Source organism: Saccharomonospora xinjiangensis XJ-54 (assembly GCF_000258175.1).
Classification (GTDB): Bacteria; Actinomycetota; Actinomycetes; order Mycobacteriales; family Pseudonocardiaceae; genus Saccharomonospora; species Saccharomonospora xinjiangensis.
Genome location: NZ_JH636049.1, coordinates 1,614,036 through 1,634,094 on the forward strand (window position 1 = coordinate 1,614,036; position 20,059 = coordinate 1,634,094).

Annotated in this window: 19 protein-coding genes; 9 read left to right on the forward strand and 10 right to left on the reverse strand. The window is 69.7% G+C overall.

What is annotated here, in order from left to right:
- Positions 1–22 precede the first annotated feature (22 nt).
- A complete protein-coding gene (locus SACXIDRAFT_RS06865) occupies positions 23–748 on the forward strand; it encodes a Maf family protein (RefSeq protein ID WP_006237797.1) in 726 nt (241 codons plus the stop codon).
- 21 nt (positions 749–769) lie between these two features.
- On the opposite strand, the gene SACXIDRAFT_RS06870 is transcribed toward SACXIDRAFT_RS06865, so the two are convergent.
- On the reverse strand, positions 770–1,552 hold the full coding sequence (locus SACXIDRAFT_RS06870) for a hypothetical protein (RefSeq protein WP_006237798.1): 783 nt from the start codon (positions 1,550–1,552) through the stop codon (positions 770–772).
- Between the two features lie 183 nt (positions 1,553–1,735).
- Between SACXIDRAFT_RS06870 and SACXIDRAFT_RS06875 the strand changes: the two genes are divergently transcribed.
- Together SACXIDRAFT_RS06875 and SACXIDRAFT_RS06880 are read left to right on the forward strand one after the other, a co-directional pair.
- Positions 1,736–3,532: an acetyl/propionyl/methylcrotonyl-CoA carboxylase subunit alpha gene (locus SACXIDRAFT_RS06875; protein ID WP_006237799.1), complete on the forward strand. Its 1,797-nt coding sequence runs from the start codon at positions 1,736–1,738 to the stop codon at positions 3,530–3,532.
- Between the two features lie 72 nt (positions 3,533–3,604).
- A complete protein-coding gene (locus SACXIDRAFT_RS06880; protein ID WP_006237800.1) occupies positions 3,605–4,009 on the forward strand; it encodes a DUF1707 SHOCT-like domain-containing protein in 405 nt (134 codons plus the stop codon).
- Here SACXIDRAFT_RS06880 and SACXIDRAFT_RS06885 read toward each other — a convergent pair.
- Together SACXIDRAFT_RS06885 and SACXIDRAFT_RS06890 are read right to left on the reverse strand one after the other, a co-directional pair.
- Positions 4,003–4,707, reverse strand: coding sequence for an ABC transporter ATP-binding protein (locus SACXIDRAFT_RS06885; protein WP_006237801.1), 705 nt, complete (start codon positions 4,705–4,707; stop codon positions 4,003–4,005). The two genes, SACXIDRAFT_RS06880 and SACXIDRAFT_RS06885, sit on opposite strands and share 7 nt — an antisense overlap.
- The gene (locus SACXIDRAFT_RS06890; RefSeq protein ID WP_006237802.1) at positions 4,704–5,747 is read right to left on the reverse strand and encodes an ABC transporter permease; all 1,044 of its coding nucleotides are present in this window, start codon (positions 5,745–5,747) and stop codon (positions 4,704–4,706) included. The genes SACXIDRAFT_RS06885 and SACXIDRAFT_RS06890 overlap by 4 nt, the downstream gene beginning before the upstream one ends.
- Positions 5,748–5,908: 161 nt before the next feature.
- Here SACXIDRAFT_RS06890 and SACXIDRAFT_RS06895 point away from each other — a divergent pair, with 161 nt between their 5' ends.
- From SACXIDRAFT_RS06895 to SACXIDRAFT_RS06905, 3 genes are read left to right on the forward strand one after another with little or no spacing between them, the layout of a single operon-like run.
- Positions 5,909–7,126 (forward strand): sensor histidine kinase, encoded by a 1,218-nt coding sequence (locus tag SACXIDRAFT_RS06895; protein ID WP_006237803.1) that lies wholly within the window; start codon positions 5,909–5,911, stop codon positions 7,124–7,126.
- Positions 7,123–7,776, forward strand: a complete 654-nt coding sequence (locus SACXIDRAFT_RS06900; protein WP_006237804.1) for a response regulator — start codon at positions 7,123–7,125, stop codon at positions 7,774–7,776. The genes SACXIDRAFT_RS06895 and SACXIDRAFT_RS06900 overlap by 4 nt, the downstream gene beginning before the upstream one ends.
- Before the next feature lie 19 nt (positions 7,777–7,795).
- Positions 7,796–8,314, forward strand: coding sequence for a GNAT family N-acetyltransferase (locus SACXIDRAFT_RS06905; RefSeq protein WP_006237805.1), 519 nt, complete (start codon positions 7,796–7,798; stop codon positions 8,312–8,314).
- Positions 8,315–8,485: 171 nt separating this feature from the next.
- Here the strand turns inward: SACXIDRAFT_RS06905 and glpD are convergent, their stop codons facing one another.
- The gene (glpD, locus tag SACXIDRAFT_RS06910; RefSeq protein WP_006237806.1) at positions 8,486–10,201 is read right to left on the reverse strand and encodes a glycerol-3-phosphate dehydrogenase; all 1,716 of its coding nucleotides are present in this window, start codon (positions 10,199–10,201) and stop codon (positions 8,486–8,488) included.
- A 201-nt stretch (positions 10,202–10,402) separates the two neighbouring features.
- Here glpD and SACXIDRAFT_RS06915 point away from each other — a divergent pair, with 201 nt between their 5' ends.
- A complete protein-coding gene (locus SACXIDRAFT_RS06915; protein WP_006237807.1) occupies positions 10,403–11,356 on the forward strand; it encodes an MIP/aquaporin family protein in 954 nt (317 codons plus the stop codon).
- Between the two features lie 29 nt (positions 11,357–11,385).
- Positions 11,386–12,900, forward strand: a complete 1,515-nt coding sequence (gene glpK, locus SACXIDRAFT_RS06920; RefSeq protein ID WP_006237808.1) for a glycerol kinase GlpK — start codon at positions 11,386–11,388, stop codon at positions 12,898–12,900.
- Positions 12,901–12,989: 89 nt separating this feature from the next.
- On the opposite strand, the gene SACXIDRAFT_RS06925 is transcribed toward glpK, so the two are convergent.
- Entirely contained in the window at positions 12,990–13,781 is a 792-nt protein-coding gene (locus SACXIDRAFT_RS06925; protein ID WP_006237809.1) for a VOC family protein, read from the reverse strand.
- Positions 13,782–13,946: 165 nt separating this feature from the next.
- A complete protein-coding gene (locus tag SACXIDRAFT_RS06930; protein ID WP_006237810.1) occupies positions 13,947–15,347 on the reverse strand; it encodes an NAD(P)H-quinone dehydrogenase in 1,401 nt (466 codons plus the stop codon).
- Between the two features lie 99 nt (positions 15,348–15,446).
- On the opposite strand from SACXIDRAFT_RS06930, the gene SACXIDRAFT_RS06935 reads away from it, so the two are divergent.
- Entirely contained in the window at positions 15,447–15,899 is a 453-nt protein-coding gene (locus SACXIDRAFT_RS06935; RefSeq protein WP_006237811.1) for a gamma-glutamylcyclotransferase, read from the forward strand.
- Between the two features lie 202 nt (positions 15,900–16,101).
- On the opposite strand, the gene SACXIDRAFT_RS06940 is transcribed toward SACXIDRAFT_RS06935, so the two are convergent.
- The 4 genes from SACXIDRAFT_RS06940 to meaB form a co-directional block, all read right to left on the reverse strand.
- Positions 16,102–16,989, reverse strand: coding sequence for a DUF559 domain-containing protein (locus SACXIDRAFT_RS06940; protein ID WP_040922075.1), 888 nt, complete (start codon positions 16,987–16,989; stop codon positions 16,102–16,104).
- A 199-nt stretch (positions 16,990–17,188) separates the two neighbouring features.
- Positions 17,189–18,466: an amidohydrolase gene (locus SACXIDRAFT_RS06945; RefSeq protein ID WP_006237813.1), complete on the reverse strand. Its 1,278-nt coding sequence runs from the start codon at positions 18,464–18,466 to the stop codon at positions 17,189–17,191.
- 206 nt (positions 18,467–18,672) lie between these two features.
- Complete coding sequence (locus SACXIDRAFT_RS06950) at positions 18,673–19,029, reverse strand: hypothetical protein (RefSeq protein ID WP_006237814.1); 357 nt, start codon at positions 19,027–19,029, stop codon at positions 18,673–18,675.
- Between the two features lie 26 nt (positions 19,030–19,055).
- Positions 19,056–20,057 (reverse strand): methylmalonyl Co-A mutase-associated GTPase MeaB, encoded by a 1,002-nt coding sequence (gene meaB, locus SACXIDRAFT_RS06955; protein ID WP_006237815.1) that lies wholly within the window; start codon positions 20,055–20,057, stop codon positions 19,056–19,058.
- Between the last annotated feature and the right edge of the window lie 2 nt (positions 20,058–20,059).

The following is a 20,059-nucleotide window of genomic DNA, read 5'->3' on the forward strand; positions in this document are numbered from 1 at the left end:
AAGCACGGCCTAACCTTGCGGGGTGCGTTTGGTGCTGGCTTCCGCGTCCCCTGCCCGGCTCGCCGTGCTCCGCGCGGCGGGGGTCGAACCCGATGTCGTGGTCTCCGGTGTCGATGAGGACGCGCTCGTCGCGACACTGACCGACCCCACCCCCACCGAACTCGTGACCACCCTCGCCAGGGCCAAGGCCGACGAGGTCGCCTCCCGGTTCGCAGCCGCAGCCACGAACACCACGAACACCACGAACATCCCGGACAACACGGACAACACCGACACCCGCACCGGCGCCGACGACATCGCCGACATCGACGACATCGCCGACATCATCGTGGTGGGTTGCGACTCCATGCTGTCCATCGCAGGGCAGGTCGTCGGCAAGCCCGGAACGGCCGAGGTCGCCCGCACGCGCTGGAAGGACATGGCAGGCGGCGAGGGGGAGCTGCTCACCGGGCACGCCGTCGTCCGGCTCCGCGACGGCGCCGTGGTGGCCCGCGCGGAGGGAACCCGCGTCACCACCGTGCGGTTCTCCACGCCGAGCGGCGAGGAACTCGACGCCTACCTCGCCACAGGCGAACCGCTCGCCGTGGCGGGGGCGTTCACGCTCGACGGGCTGGGCGGCTGGTTCGTCGAGGGCGTGGACGGTGATCCGTCCAGCGTCGTCGGCATCAGCCTCCCGCTCACCCGCCGGTTGCTCGCCGAGGTCGGCGTCGGTGTCGTCTCGCTGTGGGGCGATCGCGCCACGTCGTGACCCCGGCGGCCCCGGCGAATGTCACCGTGGGGGCAGCACGCCGGGACACTCGGTCAGGTCGGTGTCTCTGACGTCCACCTCGGGCCAGCCACGCAGATCGTCCGGCGAGGACTCGACCCGGGTGCAGCCGACCCGCTCGCCGCCAAGCCGCACCACCTCGGCCACCACTCCGGGGTCGGAGCAGCCTGCGTTCACGGAGCGCCCCACGGGATCGGCGCACGCCTGGTGCACCAGAACGACCTCGGGCACGTCGGCGGCCCGCAGGTCGTGATCAGCACCGTCAGCACCGTCAGCACCGCTGCCATCCACCACGTCGTCGAGCACCACGTCGTCGAGCACCACCGCGTCGGCGAACAGGGCTCCGCCGACGGCGTGCCAGGCGTCGCCGCGCCAGGCGTGCACCTCCCCCACCACACCGCCGTCGAGCGAACCGCGCACGAGGCACACGGGTGCGGCGCTCTGGGAGCAGCGCAACGAGTTGTGGTGCAGGCGCACCCCGCGGGCGCTCAGCTCCGTCACGGTGGCGCTCCCGCCCGAAGGCGGCCCTGCCCGCAGCCGCCCGTTGTCGCCATCCCTGTCGGCGAGGAGTTCCACCGGCATCCCGTTCACCACGGTGGACACGAGCACCCTGCACGGCTCCGCACCGCACCCCACGTCGTCGGCGGAGCGGACCGGCTGGACCGGAACGGGATCGGGCGCTGTCGAACCCCACAACGCGGCGGCCACCTGCGCGCCGAGCGCGGCGGCCAGTGCCACGGCCACGGTGACCAGCACACGCGGGGGCGGCACCGCACCCGTCGTCACGACCGATCACCTCCCGACGATTCGCGACGAGGGTAATGAACGGCCGATCCGGCTTGTCCGAACCTCGACGCGCCCACCAGCGGGAACGGCGACGCACCCCTCACGCGGGGTGACCCTTCTCTCGTCTCGTGAGACGGGCGGCGTCCGTAGACTCTCGCGTGAGCAGCTAACGAGGAGGTAAGCGTGCCGGAACCAGCCACCGTGCGGAAAGTGCTCATCGCCAATCGCGGGGAGATCGCGGTGCGGGTGATCAGGGCGGCGCGGGACGCGGGGCTGGCCAGCGTCGCCGTCTACGCCGATCCCGACCGGGACGCACCGCACGTACGCATGGCCGACGAGGCGTTCGCGCTCAACGGAACCACCGCGGCCGAGACGTACCTCGTGATCGACAAGCTGCTCGCCGTCGCCAAGCGTTCGGGCGCCGATTCCGTGCACCCCGGCTACGGCTTCCTCTCCGAGAACGCCGACTTCGCACAGGCTGTGATCGACGCGGGCCTGATCTGGATCGGGCCCGACCCTTCGGCCATCCGCGATCTCGGTGACAAGGTCACCGCACGGCACATCGCGTTGCGCGCGGGCGCGCCACTCGTTCCCGGCACGAAGGAACCCGTCTCCGGCGCCAACGAGATCGTCGCGTTCGCCGAGGAGCACGGGCTGCCTGTGGCGATCAAGGCCGCGTTCGGCGGCGGCGGAAGGGGCCTGAAGGTCGCCCGCAGCAAGGAGGAGATCCCCGAGCTGTTCGAGTCGGCGACGCGCGAGGCCGTCGCCGCGTTCGGGCGCGGCGAGTGCTTCGTCGAGCGCTACCTCGACCGCCCAAGGCACGTCGAGGCGCAGGTGCTGGCCGACAAGCACGGCAACGTCGTCGTGGTCGGCACCCGCGACTGCTCGCTGCAACGCCGTCACCAGAAACTCGTCGAGGAAGCCCCAGCGCCGTTCCTCACCGAGGAGCAGCGCGAGATCATCCACTCCTCGGCCAAGGCCATCTGCCGCGAGGCGGGCTACTCCGGTGCGGGCACCGTCGAGTACCTCGTCGGTGCCGACGGCACGATCTCGTTCCTCGAGGTCAACACCCGTCTCCAGGTGGAGCACCCCGTTTCGGAGGAGACCACCGGCATCGACCTGGTGCGCGAGCAGTTCCGCATCGCCGAGGGCGGCACGCTGCCGTTCCCGGAGGACCCCGCGCCGCGAGGGCACTCCATCGAGTTCCGCATCAACGGTGAGGACGCTGGCCGCAACTTCCTGCCGGCTCCGGGCACCGTGACCAGGCTGGTGTTCCCCGAGGGCCCCGGCGTGCGCGTCGATTCGGGTGTCGAGACGGGCAGTGTCATCGGCGGTCAGTTCGACTCGATGCTCGCCAAGGTGATCGTCACGGGAGCGGACAGAAAGCAGGCGGTCGAGCGCGCGCGACGGGCGCTCGGCGAGATGGTCGTCGAGGGAATGGCCACCGTGCTGCCGTTCCACCGCGCGGTGGTGCGTGACCCGGCTTTCGTCGGCGACGAGAACGGGTTCTCCGTGCACACGCGCTGGATCGAGACCGAGTTCGACAACACCATCGAGCCGTTCACGGCCCCCGAGGGCGAGGGCTCCGACACCGGCGACAACGGCGACAACACAGCGCCCCGCCGCAACGTCGTCGTGGAGGTCGGCGGGAAGCGGCTGGAGGTGTCGCTGCCCGGTGATCTCACGCTCGGCGGCGGCAACCCCTCGGGGTCGGCGAAGGCCAAACCCCGCAAGCGAGGCGGCGGAACCAAGGCCGTCGCCAGCGGTGACGCGGTCACAGCCCCGATGCAGGGCACCATCGTCAAGGTCGCCGTCACGGAAGGCCAGCAGGTCGAGGCCGGGGAACTCGTGGTCGTGCTGGAGGCCATGAAGATGGAGAACCCGGTCACGGCACACAAGTCGGGCACCGTGTCCGGGCTCGCCGTCGAGGTCGGCGAGTCGGTCGGGCAGGGCTCGGTCCTGTTCGAACTGAAGGACTGACCTCTGTGACGTAACGATCACGCCACGCGCGGTTCGTGGTGGTGGGGTGACTCGCCGACCTACCATCGTGGCGTGGCCGTTGACCGACCGAACTTCCGCCTCAGCGACGCCGAGAGGACCCAAGCCCTCGACGCGCTCGCCGAGCACGTCCGCACGGGTCGGCTCGACCTCCCCGAGTACGACGAGCGCTCCGCCTCGGTCACCTCGGCCAAGACGCGGGGTGATCTCGCGGCCGTCTTCGCCGACCTTCCCGACCCCCGTCCCGAGGTGCTCGGCCCCGCAGGCACCGTGGAGCGGGTTCCCGCGGCCGTTCCCGTGCCGTCACTGGGTCGCCGCCTCGCCGCTGTGGCGGTTCCCGCCGCGACGGTGCTGGCGGTCGTGCTGTTCTTCACGCTGGGCCGGTTCGGGATCTTCGTGTTCGTGCTGCCGATCGTGGTGGCGCTGCTGGCGGGTTCGCTCGCCCGCCAGCGTCACTGAACGCCGAGCACCCCGGCACGACTGTGCTGGTGGGCGGACAACCTGCCGTCCACCACCTCCACCACGGCATCGACGCGATCGAGGTGCCGGTGGTCGTGCGTGACGACGAGCGTGGCCGTGCCCCGATCGCGGGTCAGGTTCACGAGCAGATCGACGATGGCCTCGCCTCCGTGCCGGTCGAGTGCGCTCGTCGGCTCGTCGGCGAGCACCACCGAGGGCTCGTTGACCAGTGCCCTGGCGATGTTGACCCGCTGCCGCTGCCCTCCGGAGAGCTGGTGCGGCCTTCGCCCGGCGAGTGCGGAGAGCCCGACGGACTCGATCAGCTCGTCGGCCCGTTCCCGCGCGACGCGACGCGGGCGCCCGTCGAGGTGCGCCATCACCCGGAGCTGCTCGGCCACCGTCAACGACGGCAGCAGGTGGGACTGCTGGAACACCACACCCACATGGCGGCGACGCAGCCGGGCCCGCTCGGATTCGCGAAGGCCACCCGTATCGACGCCGCCGACCACCACCTGTCCCCGATCGGGACGCACGAGCGTCGCGGCGACGGCGAGCAGACTCGACTTGCCGGAGCCGGAAGGGCCCACCACGGCGGTCACCGTGCCCGGCTCCACGCTCAGCGACACGTCGTCCAGCGCGGTCACCCTGGATTCGCCGTCGGGGTAGGTGAGGGTCACCCCGGTCAAGGTCAAGCTCATCGTGCCCCTCCAAGGGCGGTCAGCGGGTCAACGGACGTGACGTGGCGCAACGACAGCGCCGCACCGACGAGCCCGAGCCCGATCATGATCAACGAAGGAACGCCGACGGTGACGGGATCGAGCACGAACGGCACGGTGTCCGCCAGGGCAGCGCCCAGGAGCACCGTGATGGCCGTGCCGACGGCCGTGCCGGCCACGAGCACCACGAGCGCCTGCCCCAGCGCGTCCCTCAGCAGGTAGCCGTTCGACGCGCCGAGAGCCTTCAACACCGCCACATCGCTGCGGCGCTGCATCGTCCACACGGTGAAGAACGCGCCGACGACGAGTGCGGAGATCCCGAACAGGAAGCCGCGCATCACCTGCAACGAGCCGTTCTCGGCCTGGTACGACGCGATGGCCGACACGGCTTCGTCCCTCGGCAGCGTGGTCGTGCCGAGCGCACGGTCACCTCCTGCCAGATCGGCGCCGTCCTCGGTGGTCAGTGCCACGACCGTCGCGGCGTCGCCGTCCAGCACCGTCCACACCACGGGGGTGTGGCTGTACGAGGCGTCACCGGTGATGGCGCGGACGGTCAGCTCCCGGTCGGCCAGTGTCACCGTGGTTCCCTTGGCAGCGCCCAGTTCCTCGGCGGCGCTCTCCGACAGCACCACGCTGCCCGGCTCCACTCCTCCGACGGCACTCGCCACCCCTGAGCCGGGCTCGACGCCGAACACGGCCACACTCACGGCCCGCGACGACGTGGCCCTGGCCATACCGATCGACACCGGTTCGGCTGCCACGACCCCGGGCCGCTCCTCCCACTGCCGCCACACGTCCTGTTCGAGCCGGGAGTCGGTGAACGACACGTCCTCGCCGGGCAGCGGGGCCGCGAAGGCGAGGTGGTCGGCGGGCAGCCCCGTGATGGCGGAGGTGTTCTCCTTTCCGAGACCGGCCGTCAACCCGGACAGCAGGCCGACCAGCACAGTGATCAACACGAGCACGGTGCCGACGAGCGCGAACCGCCCACGGGCGAACCGGAGATCGCGCCACGCGACGAACACGAGAGGTCCTCCTTCTCAGGCGGCACCGAACCCGCGCCGGTGCTCCGCCGCTGTCCAGCCTTCCCGCGCCCGCGTGCCCCGGCATCGGCATCAGGACGGAGATCCACCTCCACCTTTCCGACGATGCCGGTCCCCTCGACGCGCGCATAGGCTGGAACGCGGTGCGACCTCTCTCCGATTTCTCCTCACTGACCGTGGTGCGCGGCTTCCTGCACTCGCTCGTGGCCGTGCTTCTCGTGCTGGCCTGCGTGCGGGCCGTGACCACAGGAGTCAACGGTGCTGCCGTCGTCGCGGTGTGCGCGGTCTTCGCCGCCGTGTACGCGGCGGCCGGACTCCGGCCGCTGGATGTGACGTCGCGGCGGGGCGCCGTGACGTGGCTCGCCGCGCTCGGCGTCGTGTGGCTCGCCCTGCTGATCCTCACCCCGGACGCCATCTGGGTGGCGTTTCCCCTCTTCGTGCTCCAGCTCTCCCTGCTGCCTGCTCACTGGGGCGTGGCGACTGTCGCGCTCACCACGGCGCTGGCGATCGGCGGCTTCGGCTGGCACCAGCACGCGCTGACCTCGGGGATGATCCTCGGGCCTTTGCTCGGCGCCACGGTGTCGGTCATCGGGGTGCTGGGCTACCAGGCGTTGCACCGCGAGAGCGAACGGCGACGGCGCCTGCTCGACGAGCTGACCGCCACGCGAGCCGAACTCGCGGCGGCCGAACGCAGCGCGGGAGTGCTCGCCGAGCGGGAACGGCTCGCGAGGGAGATCCACGACACCGTGGCCCAGGGCCTTTCGAGCATCCAGCTCCTGCTGCGAGCGGCCCAGCGGTCGCTCGCGACCGGGGCGCCGGGCGCGGCGGGGCACATCGAACGCGCGAGGCAGGCCGCGGCGGACAACCTCGCGGAGGCCCGCCGGTTCGTGCGCGACTGGAGCCCGCCGATCCTCGAAGGGCGAAGCCTCCCCGACGCGCTGGACACGCTGTGCGCCACCACGGCCGACGAAAGCGGTCTTCTCGTGAACCTGCACGTCAGCGGCACACCGTTTCCCCTGCCCACGACGGCCGAGACGACCCTGTGGCGGGTGGCACAGTCCGCGCTCGCCAACGTCGTGCGGCACGCCGAGGCGGGAACGGCGGAGGTAACCCTGAGCTACATGGACACGGAGGTGGCGCTCGACGTGGTTGACGACGGTGTCGGCTTCGATCCCGGCGCGCAGCCCGCGCCCGGCGTCCGGCAGGACGGCGCGGGCTACGGGCTCGCGGCCATGCGCGCGCGAGCCCGCGCCGCAGGCGGTGACCTCGTTGTCGAGTCGGCTCCCGGCCGGGGCACCGCTGTGGCCGTGACACTGCCGTGCCGGGGCAACGCGGACGGCGTCGAGGCGGTGGCGGGATGATCCGGATACTTCTCGCCGACGACCACCCCGTGGTCAGGGCCGGGCTGCGGGCCGTGCTGGAGACGGAACCCGGTTTCGTGATCGTGGACGAGGCCGCCACCGCCGAGGAGGCCGTCCAGCGCTGCGCGGAGATCGATGTCGATGTCGTGCTGATGGATCTGCGGTTCGGGGCAGGCACCAGCGGCATCGACGCGACGTCGGCCATCCGGAGCCGCCCCGACCCGCCACACGTCGTGGTGCTCACCACCTACGACACCGACGCCGACATCCTCGCCGCCCTCGACGCGGGCGCGGCCGGATACCTGCTCAAGGACACCCCGCCCGACGAACTGGCCTCGGCCGTGCGCTCGGCGGCCGTCGGCAGAGCACCCCTGTCCCCCGCCGTCGCGGGACGGCTGCTCGACCGCATGCGCACACCGACCAGGCTCTCGCCACGCGAGACCGAGGTGCTGAGCCTCGTCGCACTCGGCCTGTCCAACCAGCTCATCAGCCGCAAGCTGTTCCTCACCGAGGCGACCGTCAAATCCCACCTCGCCCACATCTACGGCAAACTCGGCGTCGGCTCCCGTACCGCCGCGGTGGCCGTGGCCACGGAGCGGGGCATCATCAGAGCACCTCACCTCAGGGACACCGGACACTCCGGGCGGTGACGGGCCTACACTCCCGGGCATGGAGCCGGTCGAGATCAACGCGGGCGGGTACTACCTGCGCCAGTTCAGGGCGGATCGGCTCATGGACGATCGGCCCGCGCTCGTGGCGGCGTTCGCCGACCCGCTCATGCGACGGTTCGTGCCGGACTACACCATCGACACCCTCGACGCCGCAGGCGACTACGTGCGGCGCCGCGCCGAGGAGTGGCACTGTGACCGGCGCTACTCGTGGGCCATCGCCGAGCCCACCACGGGCGACCTGCTCGGCGAAGTGGGACTCAAAAACCTCGATCACGGCGGCGGCAACGCGGAGATAGCCGTGTGGATCGCCCCTTCAGCTCGGGGGAGAGGCATCGCGACGACCGCCGTGGACACGGTCGTGCGGTTCGGTTTCGGCGCGCTGGGGTTGCGGGAGATCGGCTACAACCACGATCCGGACAACGACGCCTCCCGCGCGGTGGCGCAGCGCTGCGGTTTCACGAGGGCGGGAAAGCAGGGCCGCGACCTGCGCTGGCACCGCCGCGCGGGCACGCCGTGAGAGCCACCTAGATCGTGAATGAGGGCCTCACACCGCCGCGTGAAGCCCTCAACTCGCCCCGGCCAGGTCGTGCCTTCTCATCCGCGCGTTCGGTGGACGAGGTGACTTCGCGTTGGATCATGCCTCCTCGCCTGCGACCTCGCTCGGCTCACCGGCTGAGAAGGCTCCGGCTCAGCTCGCCGCGAGGTCGGCCAGCCCGGCCCTGGCCTCGGGTGCGGCCAGCCTTCGCGCGTCGGCGCCCTCGTCGTTGTCCTCCGTCTGCGACTCGCGTTCCGCGGTGACCCGCGCGCGGTACACCTCGACCTCCCTCGCCTTGGTCTCGGCGGACCAGCCGAGCACGTCACCCACGAGGTCGGCCACCTGCTCCGCGCAGTCCACGCCCCGGTGCGGGTACTCGATCGAGATGCGGGTGCGCCTGGCGAGCACGTCCTCCAGGTGTAGTGCCCCCTCGTGACTCGCCGCGTACACGGCCTCCACCCGCAGGTAGTCGGGCGCCGCGTCGATCGGCTTCAGCAGCTCCGGTTTGCCGTCGGCCTCGGCGAGCACCTCACCGACCAGTGACCCGTAGCGGTCGAGCAGATGCCGGATGCGGTAGGGGTGCAGACCGTGCCGGGCCGCGAGCTGGTCGGCCTGGTTCACCAGCGCGTGGTAGCCGTCAGCGCCCAGCAGCGGCACCTTGTCCGTGATGGACGACCTGGCGCGACCCGGCAGGTCGGCCGACGCCATGTCCACCGCGTCGGCGGCCATGACGCGGTAGGTGGTGTACTTGCCGCCCGCGATGGCGACCAGCCCAGGAGCGACCCTCGCCACGGCGTGCTCCCGCGACAGTTTGGACGTCTCCTCGCTCTCCCCGGCCAGCAGCGGCCGCAGTCCCGCGTAGACCCCTTCGATGTCGTCGTGCGTCAGCGGGGTCGCGAGCACCTCGTTCACATGGGACAGGATGTAGTCGATGTCGCTCTTCGTCGCGGCGGGGTGCGCGAGGTCGAGGTTCCAGTCGGTGTCGGTGGTGCCCACGATCCAGTGGTTGCTGCGCCACGGGATGACGAACAGCACCGACTTCTCCGTCCGCAGGATCAGACCGGTCTCCGACACGATCCGATCCCTCGGCACCACGATGTGCACACCCTTGCTTGCCCTGACCCGGAACCGCCCCCTGCTCCCCGCGAGGTGCTGGAGTTCGTCCGTCCACACTCCCGTGCAGTTGACCACAACCGACGCCCGCACGTCGGTCTCCCTGCCGTCCTCTACGTCACGCACCCTGACCCCGGAAACGCGGTCGGCCTCGCGGAGGAACTCCACGACCTGGGTAGAGGTCCGGACCACTGCCCCGTAGTGCGCGGCGGTGCGCGCCACCATCATCGTGTGCCGCGCGTCGTCGGCGGACGCGTCGTAGTACCGGATGCCGCCGATGAGAGCGCCACGTTTCAACGCGGGCACCATCCGCAACGCCCCCGCCCTCGTCAGGTGCTTCTGCCCCGGAACGGAACGGGCGCCGCCCATCGTGTCGTAGAGCAGCAGACCGGCCGCCGTGTACGGGCGCTCCCACACCCGATGCGTCAGCGGGTAGAGGAAACTGACCGGCTTCACCAGGTGCGGCGCGATCGTCGTGAGCATCAGCTCCCGCTCCCGGAGCGCTTCCCGCACCAGTCCGAACTCGAGTTGTTCGAGGTAGCGGAGTCCACCGTGGAACAGCTTGCTCGACCGGCTCGACGTCCCCGAAGCCAGATCCCGCGCCTCCACGAGCGCGACCCGCAGACCCCGTGTGGCCGCGTCGAGGGCGGTGCCGACACCGACGACACCTCCACCCACGACGACGAGGTCGAAACTCTCGCTGCCCAGTCGCTGCCATGACTCCTCGCGGTCAGCCGGTCCCAACGACACAGTCACACTCGCCTCCTCGTCATGGCCTCACCGTCGGATTCCTGGCACCCTACGGCCCTTTATTGAGCTTCCCACGTTCCGCTGTGGGCAATCAGGGGCAATCAGCTTCGGGAAGGCTGCGCCGTTCAGATGTTGTTTGGTCGGTGTCGGCGGAGCACGATGAGGGCAGGGATAACGACGTCCCGGCTGAAGGCGGAGGTGTGTGGCATGAGTGTGAAGGACACCCGTCACCAGACCAGCAGCTTGGCCAGACTCCGATCGAGTACCGGCGGGGAGTTGCTGGCCGAGTTCCTCGGCACGGCGGTGCTGATTCTGCTCGGCACAGGTTCGGTCGCCGTGGCGCTCGCCGGTCTACCCGGATCAGGACGGCAGATGGACGCCTTCGGTCCGGGAAACTGGTTGATCATCGCATTCGGATGGGGGCTCGCCGTCACGTTCGCCGTGTACGTGGCGGGCGGGGTCAGTGGTGCCCACATCAACCCCGCGGTGACGCTGGCGTTCGCGGTGCGGCGGCAGTTCCCCTGGGTGAAAGTGGTGCCGTACTGGATCGCACAGGTCGTCGGCGCCTTCGCGGGTGCGGCCGTCGTGTACTGGGTGTACGCGGATGCGATCAACGCGTTCAACGCGGCGGAGGGCTTCGCGGACAGAGCCGAGTCGGTACCGAGTTTCTCCATCTTCGCGACCTTCCCCGCCGAGTACTTCGGAGGTGGGGTCTGGGGTCCGTTGTTCGACCAGATCGTCGGTACGGCCATCCTGGTTCTGGCCATCGCGTCCCTCATCGACAGCCGTAACCAGGCGCCACAAAGCAACTTCGCACCGTGGGTCATCGGATTCGTCGTCACCGCCATCGGGTTGAGTTTCGGCACCAACGCCGGTTACGCCATCAACCCGGCTCGTGACTTCGGTCCCCGCCTGCTGGCCTACTTCGCGGGATGGGGCGAGGCCGCGCTGCCGGGCAACGGGGAGTGGTTCAGCAACTACTGGTGGATTCCGATCGCGGGCCCGCTCATCGGCGGTGTCGTCGGCATCCTCGTCTACGACCTGTTCATCGGCCAGGTCCTCAAGGCGAGGGAGATGCTCCCCGGTGTGGTCGAGGCGCCCCCGCCCGGCCGGGTTCCCGAGCCCACCGACGAGACCGAAACCCGCAAGTCCACCGAGTGACCGGCGGGAACCCCGAGGAAAGGACACTGATGGCTTCGTACGTCGCCGCGATCGACCAGGGCACCACGTCCACGCGCACGATGATTTTCGACCACTCAGGACAGGTCGTGGCATCGGACCAGCGGGAACACAAGCAGATCTTTCCCAAGGCAGGCTGGGTCGAGCACGACGCGGAGGAGATCTGGGCCAACACCAGGGCCACCGCGGCTGGCGCGCTCGCCAACGCGGATCTCACCGCGGCCGACATCACCGCCGTCGGCATCACCAACCAGCGCGAGACCACGCTGGTGTGGGACCGTAAGACCGGTAAACCCGTCTACAACGCCATCGTCTGGCAGGACACCCGAACCGACCGCATCATCGGCGAACTCGGCGCGCTCGGCGGCGGGCAGGAACGCTACCGCGACCGCACCGGGTTGCCGCTGGCCACGTACTTCTCCGGCCCGAAGATCAAGTGGATTCTGGACAACGTGGAGGGTGCGCGCGAGCGCGCGGAGAACGGCGATCTGCTGTTCGGCAACATGGACACCTGGGTGTTGTGGAACATGACCGGCGGCGTGAACGGCGGCATCCACGTCACCGATCCCACCAACGCGTCGCGCACGCTGCTGATGGATCTCGACACGCTCGCCTGGGACGAGAGCATCGCCGCCGACATGGGCATTCCGATGTCCATGCTGCCCGAGATCCGGTCGTCGTCCGAGACGTACGGCACCACCCGCGAGCGGGGCGCGCTCGGCGGCGTGCCGATCGCGGGCATCCTCGGCGACCAGCAGGCGGCCACGTTCGGGCAGGCATGTCTTGCCGTCGGCGAGGCCAAGAACACCTACGGCACCGGCAACTTCGTGCTGCTCAACACGGGCACCGACAAGGTCATGTCGCAGAACGGTCTGCTCACCACCGTCTGCTACAAGATCGGCTCGAACGACACCGTGTACGCGCTGGAAGGCTCCATCGCCGTCACCGGATCACTGGTGCAGTGGTTGCGCGACAACCTCAAGATGATCGGTTCGGCCGCCGAGATCGAGGAACACGCCCGCACCGTGGAGGACAACGGCGGAGCGTACTTCGTGCCCGCGTTCTCCGGCCTGTTCGCGCCGTACTGGCGTTCCGACGCACGGGGCGCGATCGTCGGCCTCACCCGGTATGTCAACAAGGGACACCTCGCCCGTGCCGTGCTCGAAGCGACGGCGTTCCAGAGCCGCGAGGTGATCGACGCGATGAACGCCGACTCGGGCGTTCCGCTGAAGAGCCTCAAGGTGGACGGCGGCATGGTCGTCAACGACCTGCTCATGCAATTCCAGGCCGACATCCTCGGCGTCTCGGTGATCCGGCCGAAGGTCAACGAGACCACCGCGCTCGGAGCCGCCTACGCCGCCGGGCTCGCCGTCGGGTTCTGGGAGAGCGAGGACGACATCCGCACCAACTGGGCCGAGGACAAGCGCTGGGAACCGAGCATGGACGAGGCCCGGCGCGAACGGGAGTACCGCAACTGGAAGAAGGCTGTCACCAGGACCTTCGACTGGGTCGAGGACGGCGGCTGACAATCGGCTGCCAGTCAGCTGGGAAGCCGGGCGGGGACACTCCCTGCCCGGCTTCTCACTGTTCGCTGCTTCTCACTGTTCGCTGCTTCTCACTGTTCGCTGTCCGGCTCGGCGACCACCGTGATCACCGAGAAGGCCACGCCTTGGTTGTCGGCGACGGCGGCCATCCGCCCGTACGGGCTGTCGGTGGGCGGCGAGGTCACCGTGCCGCCGAGCTCGGCGACCCTGTTCACCGTCGCGTCCGGGTCGGACACACCGAAGTACGACATCCAATGCGGTGGCACGTCCTCCGGTGTGCCTTCGGGAAGAAGGCCCACTCCGCCGACGATGCGGTCGCCGACCACCAACGTGGCGTAGGTGAAGTCCTCTTCATCGAGGTCCTGCACGGTGTAGCCGAACACGCGCCGGTAGAACTCCTTGGCCTGCTCGAAGTCGCGCGTCATGCACTCGTTCCAGATCAGCGCCGATGGCGCGCCGGTGAGCTGCGCTCCGATGGTGTTTCCTGCCTGCCACAAGCCGAACACCGCGCCTGCCGGGTCGGCTGCGATGGCCATCCGGCCCTCGGTCATCACGTCCATGGGTTCGGCCATCAGCCGTCCGCCCGCCTCGACGACGCGTGAGGCCGTGGCGTCCACATCGGCGGTGGCGAGATAGGTGGTCCAGACCGGCGGTGCCGGTGAGCCGGGCGCGGTCCCTCCGATCCCGGCCACCACGCGCCCGTCCACCGAGCACATCAGATAGTTGCCTGCCTCGTCCCCCTGGTCGGCGAAGTCCCAGCCGAACAGAGCACCGTAGAAATCCATGGCCATGCGGGGGTCGGGCACCATGAGATCAACCCAGCACGGGGTTCCCTCGGGGTACGGCGTGTCGCGGACGACCATCGCTTTTGCTCCTCACTGAGCTGGCGGCTGTCCGGCGACAGCGTGACGCCGTCACCGTGCCTTCCAGCATGGGAGGCCACCCCGAAGGTCGCAAAACGGCCACGACGGGTGGCGGCCCCTCGGCCGTCGGTCCTGGTCGCCGGTCGAGGCCGCCGGTCGAGGCCGTCAGTCGAGGTCGTCGTGACGCATCAACTGGCGGCCCGCCTCGGTGATCGACCCGGACAGCGAGGGGTAGACCGAGAAGGTCAGCGCCAGGTTGTCCACCGTGAGCTGGTTCTGCACGGCCAGCGCGATGGGCAGGATCAGCTCGCTCGCGCTCGGCCCCACGACGACACCGCCGACGACGACACCGGTCGCGGGACGGCAGAACAGCTTCACGAAACCGTGGCGGACACCCTCCATCTTGGCGCGGGCGTTCGTGGACAGCGGCAACATGATCGTCCGGGCGGGTACCTCGCCCGCGTCGATGGCCTGCTGGCTCACCCCCACCGTGGCGATCTCGGGGTGGGTGAACACGTTGGCGGCCACCGTGCGGAGCCGGATCGGCGCCACGCCTTCGCCGAGGGCGTGCCACATCGCGATACGTCCCTGCATGCTCGCCACCGAGGCCAGCATGAGCACGCCCGTGCAGTCACCGGCCGCGTACACGCCGGGAGCGCTCGTGCGCGACACGCGGTCCACGGTGATGAAGCCGCCGGGGCCGGGCTCGATACCGACCCGTTCGAGGCCGATGTCGGAGGTGTTGGGCACGGAACCCACGGTCATGAGCGCGTGGCTGGCCTCGATCTGCCTGCCGTCGGTGAGGTGGACGATCACACCGTCGGCCGTGCGCTCGACGCGATCGGCCCTCGCGTGCTTCACCACCGTGGTGCCCCGCCTGGAGAACACCTCCTCCAGCACCGCCGCCGCGTCGGCGTCCTCGTGTGGCAGCACCCGATCACGGCTCGACACCACCGTGACCTTGACGCCCATCTCGGTGTAGGCGGAGGCGAACTCCGCGCCCGTCACGCCCGATCCGACGACGGCGAGGTGCTCCGGCAGCGTGGGCAGGCTGTAGAGCTGCCGCCAGTCCAGGATCCGCTCACCGTCCGGCACGGCGCCGGGCAGCACCCTTGGCGTCGCACCCGTGGCCACGAGCACCACGTCGGCTTCGAAGACCTCCTCCTCCTCGCCGTCCTGGCGGGTCACCCCGACCTTGTGGGTCGCGAGCCCGGGCTCGGTGTCCCGGAACCGGGCTGTGCCGTTGATCACGCGCACGCCTTCCCGCTGCACGCGCGCCCTGATGTCGGCCGACTGCGCGAGCGCCAGCCCACGCACCCTGCCGTGCACGGTCGGCAGGTCTATGCCTGCCGGATCGGCCTTGATACCCAGCTCGGAGAAGCCCTTCAGGCTCGCCCTCGCGCCGGACGAGGCGATGAACGTCTTCGAGGGAACGCAGTCGTACAGCACACACGCGCCGCCAAGACCGTCGCGCTCGACCACGGTGACATCGGCGTCGTGTTGCGCCGCGACCAGCGCCGCCTCGTAACCGGCCGGACCGCCCCCCATGATCACGATCTTGGTCAACTTCGTTCCCTCCTCGACACCCGCACTGCACCCCAACTCTATGTGGGGACACGCGGAGTGCATCCGCTCGGGTGACGCACCGGTCGCTACCCTGGGAGCGTGCCCCTCTATGCCGCGTACGGGTCCAACATGGATCCCACCCAGATGACGGAGCGAGCCCCGCACTCGCCGATGGCGGGCACCGGCTGGCTGGAAGGCTGGCGGCTCACCTTCGGCGGTGAGGACCTGAACTGGGAAGGCGCGCTCGCCACCATCGTCGAGGACCCCGGATCGCGGGTCTTCGTCGTGCTCTACGACGTCACACCGCTCGACGAGTCGAGGCTCGACCAGTGGGAGGGCGGCGAACTCGGGTTGCACAACAAGATCAGGCTCCGGGTGCAGACCATGGACGGATCGGCCCTGGCCTGGCTGTACGTCCTCGACGCCTACGAGGGCGGGTTGCCCTCGGCGCGCTATCTCGGGGTGCTGGCCGATGCGGCCGAAGCGGCGGGTGCCCCCGCCGACTACGTCGATGACCTACGCACCCGCCCCTGCAAACGCATAGGCCCATAACCGCACTTCATGCACGCGTGTCCGCACTTCATGCACGCGTGTCCGCACTTCATGCACGCGTGTCCGCACTTCATGCACGCGTGTCCGCAGCCTACGGCGCGGACACGCCAACCCCACGTACCGAAACTGCCAACACCCGCACATAGCCTGCGGACACGAGCGCACAGGCTACAAACACCCGTACATAGCCTGCGGACACGGCTCAGCGGGAACGGTCGTTGAAGGCCCGCTCCAGCTCACCCAGGACCCGCGACGGATCACGAAGGTCCTGCGCCCTCGCCCGGATCACCTGCCAACCTCGGCCCGAAAGCCTCCGATCGCGCTCGGCGTCGTAGGCGGCCCGGCCTTCGTGAGCGTCGTAGCCGTCGTACTCCAAGGCGATCCGCCATGACTCCCAAGCCAGGTCGAGTACGTAGAGCAACCGCCCATCCACCGTCTGCACGGGAAATTGGGCCTCCGGAACGGGAAACCCGGCCTCCACCACGATCATCAACAACGAACTCTCCGGTGGTGAATCCGCGCGTCCCGTGGCGAGTTCGGTGAGCGCAAGAGCTCTCGCGACGTGACGCCGGTCGTCACGCGCGGCGAGGCGCTCCCTCACGGCCGACCGGAACGTTTCCGGGTCGTCGTGGCGCCGCAACACCTCGTCGAGGCACCCGAACGCCACGCGCTTGTCGCCGTCGCACAACTGCTCCGACACGGCGAGGTCCAGCGCGAACACGGGAAGTCCTCCGATTTCGACGACGTCGCCCGCTTCGTATCGGTTCTGGTGTCTCACCAGCCCCCGCCGCGATCGCGCCGACCGCGAGTATGGCACCGTGACATGGACAGGACCGGTGTCACTCACGGCGGCACATCCGTGCAGGGCCAGCGCCGTAGGCCCCGAGATCACCACGGGGTGACCGACGAACAACACGGCCGCCTCGGCACGGGTGCGGACGTCACCGAGGTCGGCCGTCCGCACCACGACCCCTCGCCATGGTTGGGTCAACGTCCCGGCGTCGAGGGCCGTCCGCAGAGCCCGCTCACCCATGACGGCGGCAGCTTCCCGCCGCGAGACGGCCCCTCGAACTCCCCAGTTCTGCGACATTCCTCCAGGCTGACCGTCCGCGGAGCACCACGCCACTCCCTGTCCACAGCCTGTGGACAACTCGCGAACCTGTGGACAACTCGTGTCCGCAGCCTACGTACGAGTGTTGGCACCGCACGCTGCCAACACTCGGACAAGAAGTGCGGACACAAGTGCACAAGGTGCCAACACCCGTACAAGAAGTGCGGACACGCCCGGGTCAGGACGCCAGCGCCGCCAGAGCCGTGTGGACCAGCACGCGGATGCCCGTGAGCAGGGCGCGTTCGTCGGCCTCGAACGTCGGCTGGTGCAGGTCGCGCATCTGGCCCTCACCCGACCAGACGCCGAGCCGCGCGAACGCACCGGGCACGTGCTCCAGGTACCAGCCGAAGTCCTCGCCTCCCGACGACTGCTCCGTGTTCGCCAGCGCGTCGGCGCCGAGCGCCGCCTCGACACCCGCCCGCAGCAGCGTCGTGCTCTCCTCCTCGTTCACCACCGGTGGCACGCCACGCCGGTAGTTCAGCTCGTAGCCCACCCCGGTCGGCGCGAGAAGCGCCCTCACCGACGACTCGACGAGCGGCTCCAGCATCGTCCACGTCTCGTGGTCCGCGGTGCGGAGCGTGCCTCGCAGCGTCCCCTCCTGCGGCACGGCGTTGGCAGCCTCGCCCGCATGCACGGCGCCCCACACCAGCACGGTGCCCGACCTGGGGTCCACCCTGCGAGACAACACGGCGGGCAGCGCCGTGATGACGGTGCCGAGCCCGTGCACGAGATCGGCAGTGAGGTGCGGACGGGAGGTGTGACCACCCGGCGACGTGAGCCTGAGTTCGACCAGGTCGGCCGCGGACGTCAGCGGCCCGACCCTCGTGCCGATCTTGCCGACGGGAAGCCGGGGGTCGCAGTGGAGGCCGAAGATCCGTTCCACGCCGTCGAGCGCACCCGCCTCGATCGCGTCGAGCGCACCACCCGGCATCACCTCCTCGGCAGGCTGGAAGATCAGCCGAACCCTGCCGGGAAGTTCCGCGGCGGTCGCGAGCGCGAGCCCTGCGCCGAGCAACACCGTGGTGTGCACGTCGTGACCGCAGGCGTGCGCCACGCCGTCCACCGTCGAGGCGAAGGGCAGCCCGGTCGCCTCGGTCAGCGGCAGGGCGTCCAGGTCGGCGCGCAGTGCCACACACCGTGGCCCTGTCCCGACGTCGCACACGACGCCCGTGCCGCCGGGGAGCACCGTGGGCCGCAGTCCCGCCGAGGTGAGCAGCCGGGTGACCAACTCCGTGGTTCCGTACTCGCGGCGGGCGAGTTCGGGATGGGCATGGATGTGCCTGCGCCACGACACCACGTCCGTCGCGCGATCGGCCAGCCACGCATCGAGCCAGCCGGGGCCACGTCCCTGTCCCACATCCCCGATGGTGGCCGCACCCGAGGCGGCAAGCAGGGCTTCCACCGACGCGGGGTCGGATTCGCCCGGCAGTTCGGGTCGCGAGTCGAGAACGGTCACGCCGCACCTCCGCACCCAACCAGCGCGGCGAAGTGACAGCAGTCACATACCTCTGTCGTCCGCTGGTAGTTCATAGCCGTACGCATTTGCTCTCAGTTTGACACCAACCAGAGGATGCGTAACCCGGATGTCCTAATGAGGAGACAGAAGGTAGCCCGTTTGCGCTAAACGGTGACGGACAGTTCGGTGCCGCTGTAGCCGGGAGGTCAGCCGCCCTTCGCTTTCTTGCTGCGGAGGTACCGGCCCCAGACGACGATGCCGAGCAACACCGCGGCGATCACACCGACCACGATCTTGCTCCGGTTCTTCTCCGCCTCGGCCTCCGTCTGCGGATCGAGAGCGGGCCCCTCCCCGGACGACTCCGGCGATTCGGACGACTCCGACGACCCTGACGTGCCGCGGGATTCCTCCGGGTCCTGACGCGAATCGGAGTCCTGAGCCAGCGCGTGAGCGGGCGCCGGGATGTCGAGGGTTGCCCGAGCCTCGGGCACCAGGCCGGTGGCGGACGTCACGAGGACGACGGCGAGCACACTCAGCACAACCGTGAGAACACGCACGCTCACAGTCTGCCGTGTCCGGACGCGCCGCGTCAGCCCCCACGCGGTGAGTCGGCACCGAACGCGCTGAGGATGCGTTCGGCGGCGAGGGTCGCTGTGCTGCGGCCCTCGCGGACGTCCCGCTCGACGTCATCGACGATCGCTCTCACGGCGGGGTGCCGCACGAGGCGATCCAGCAGCTGGTCGCGCACCATCGCCCAGGTCCAGTCCACCTGCTGGCGCTGACGCCTCGCCGTCAGCTCACCGGACTCGGTCAGGTGTGCCCTGTGCCGTTCGAGCTGCTGCCAGACGGTGTCGAGTCCCTTCCCCGTGAGACCGCTGCACGTGAGCACGGGCGGCGTCCACGCCGCGTCGGGCCCGTAGATCATGCGCAACGCGCCGGAGAGTTCGCGTGCCGCGCGCCGCGCCTCCCTCTCGTGGTCGCCGTCGGCCTTGTTGACAGCGATGACGTCGGCGAGTTCGAGGACGCCCTTCTTGATGCCCTGCAACTGGTCGCCCGTGCGAGCCAGCGTGAGGAAAAGGAAGGAATCGACCATGCCCGCGACGGTGACCTCCGACTGCCCGACACCCACGGTCTCGACCAGCACGACGTCGTAGCCCGCGGCCTCCATGAGCACGATGGTCTCGCGCGTGGCTCTCGCGACACCGCCGAGCGTGCCGGAGGTCGGCGACGGTCTGATGAACGCCGCCGGGTCAACGGCCAGCCGGGCCATGCGTGTCTTGTCGCCGAGAATGCTGCCGCCGGTGCGAGTGGAGGAGGGATCGACGGCCAGCACGGCGACCCGGTGGCCCGCCGAGGTGAGCTGGGTGCCGAGCTGGTCGATGAACGTCGATTTGCCGACACCGGGCACGCCCGTGATGCCGACCCTCACCGCACCGCCCGCGTGCGGAAGCAACTCGACCAGAAGCTGTTGCGCGCGTTCGCGGTGGTCGGCGCGCTGCGACTCGACCAGGGTGATCGCCCTGGCCAGAATGCCGCGATCGCCGTCGAGGACGCCCTTGGCGTACGCGGAGACGTCGAGGATGCGTGCCATGC

What these genes read in the sequence shown, in the direction of transcription:
- SACXIDRAFT_RS06885 (WP_006237801.1), bottom strand. Translation starts at nt 4,707, where the DNA reads ATGAGCTTGACCTTGACCGGGGTGACCCTCACCTACCCCGACGGCGAA.
- SACXIDRAFT_RS06900 (WP_006237804.1), top strand. Translation starts at nt 7,123, where the DNA reads ATGATCCGGATACTTCTCGCCGACGACCACCCCGTGGTCAGGGCCGGG.
- SACXIDRAFT_RS06905 (WP_006237805.1), top strand. Translation starts at nt 7,796, where the DNA reads ATGGAGCCGGTCGAGATCAACGCGGGCGGGTACTACCTGCGCCAGTTC.
- SACXIDRAFT_RS06915 (WP_006237807.1), top strand. Translation starts at nt 10,403, where the DNA reads ATGAGTGTGAAGGACACCCGTCACCAGACCAGCAGCTTGGCCAGACTC.
- glpK (WP_006237808.1), top strand. Translation starts at nt 11,386, where the DNA reads ATGGCTTCGTACGTCGCCGCGATCGACCAGGGCACCACGTCCACGCGC.
- SACXIDRAFT_RS06925 (WP_006237809.1), bottom strand. Translation starts at nt 13,781, where the DNA reads ATGGTCGTCCGCGACACGCCGTACCCCGAGGGAACCCCGTGCTGGGTT.
- SACXIDRAFT_RS06940 (WP_040922075.1), bottom strand. Translation starts at nt 16,989, where the DNA reads ATGTCGCAGAACTGGGGAGTTCGAGGGGCCGTCTCGCGGCGGGAAGCT.
- meaB (WP_006237815.1), bottom strand. Translation starts at nt 20,057, where the DNA reads ATGGCACGCATCCTCGACGTCTCCGCGTACGCCAAGGGCGTCCTCGAC.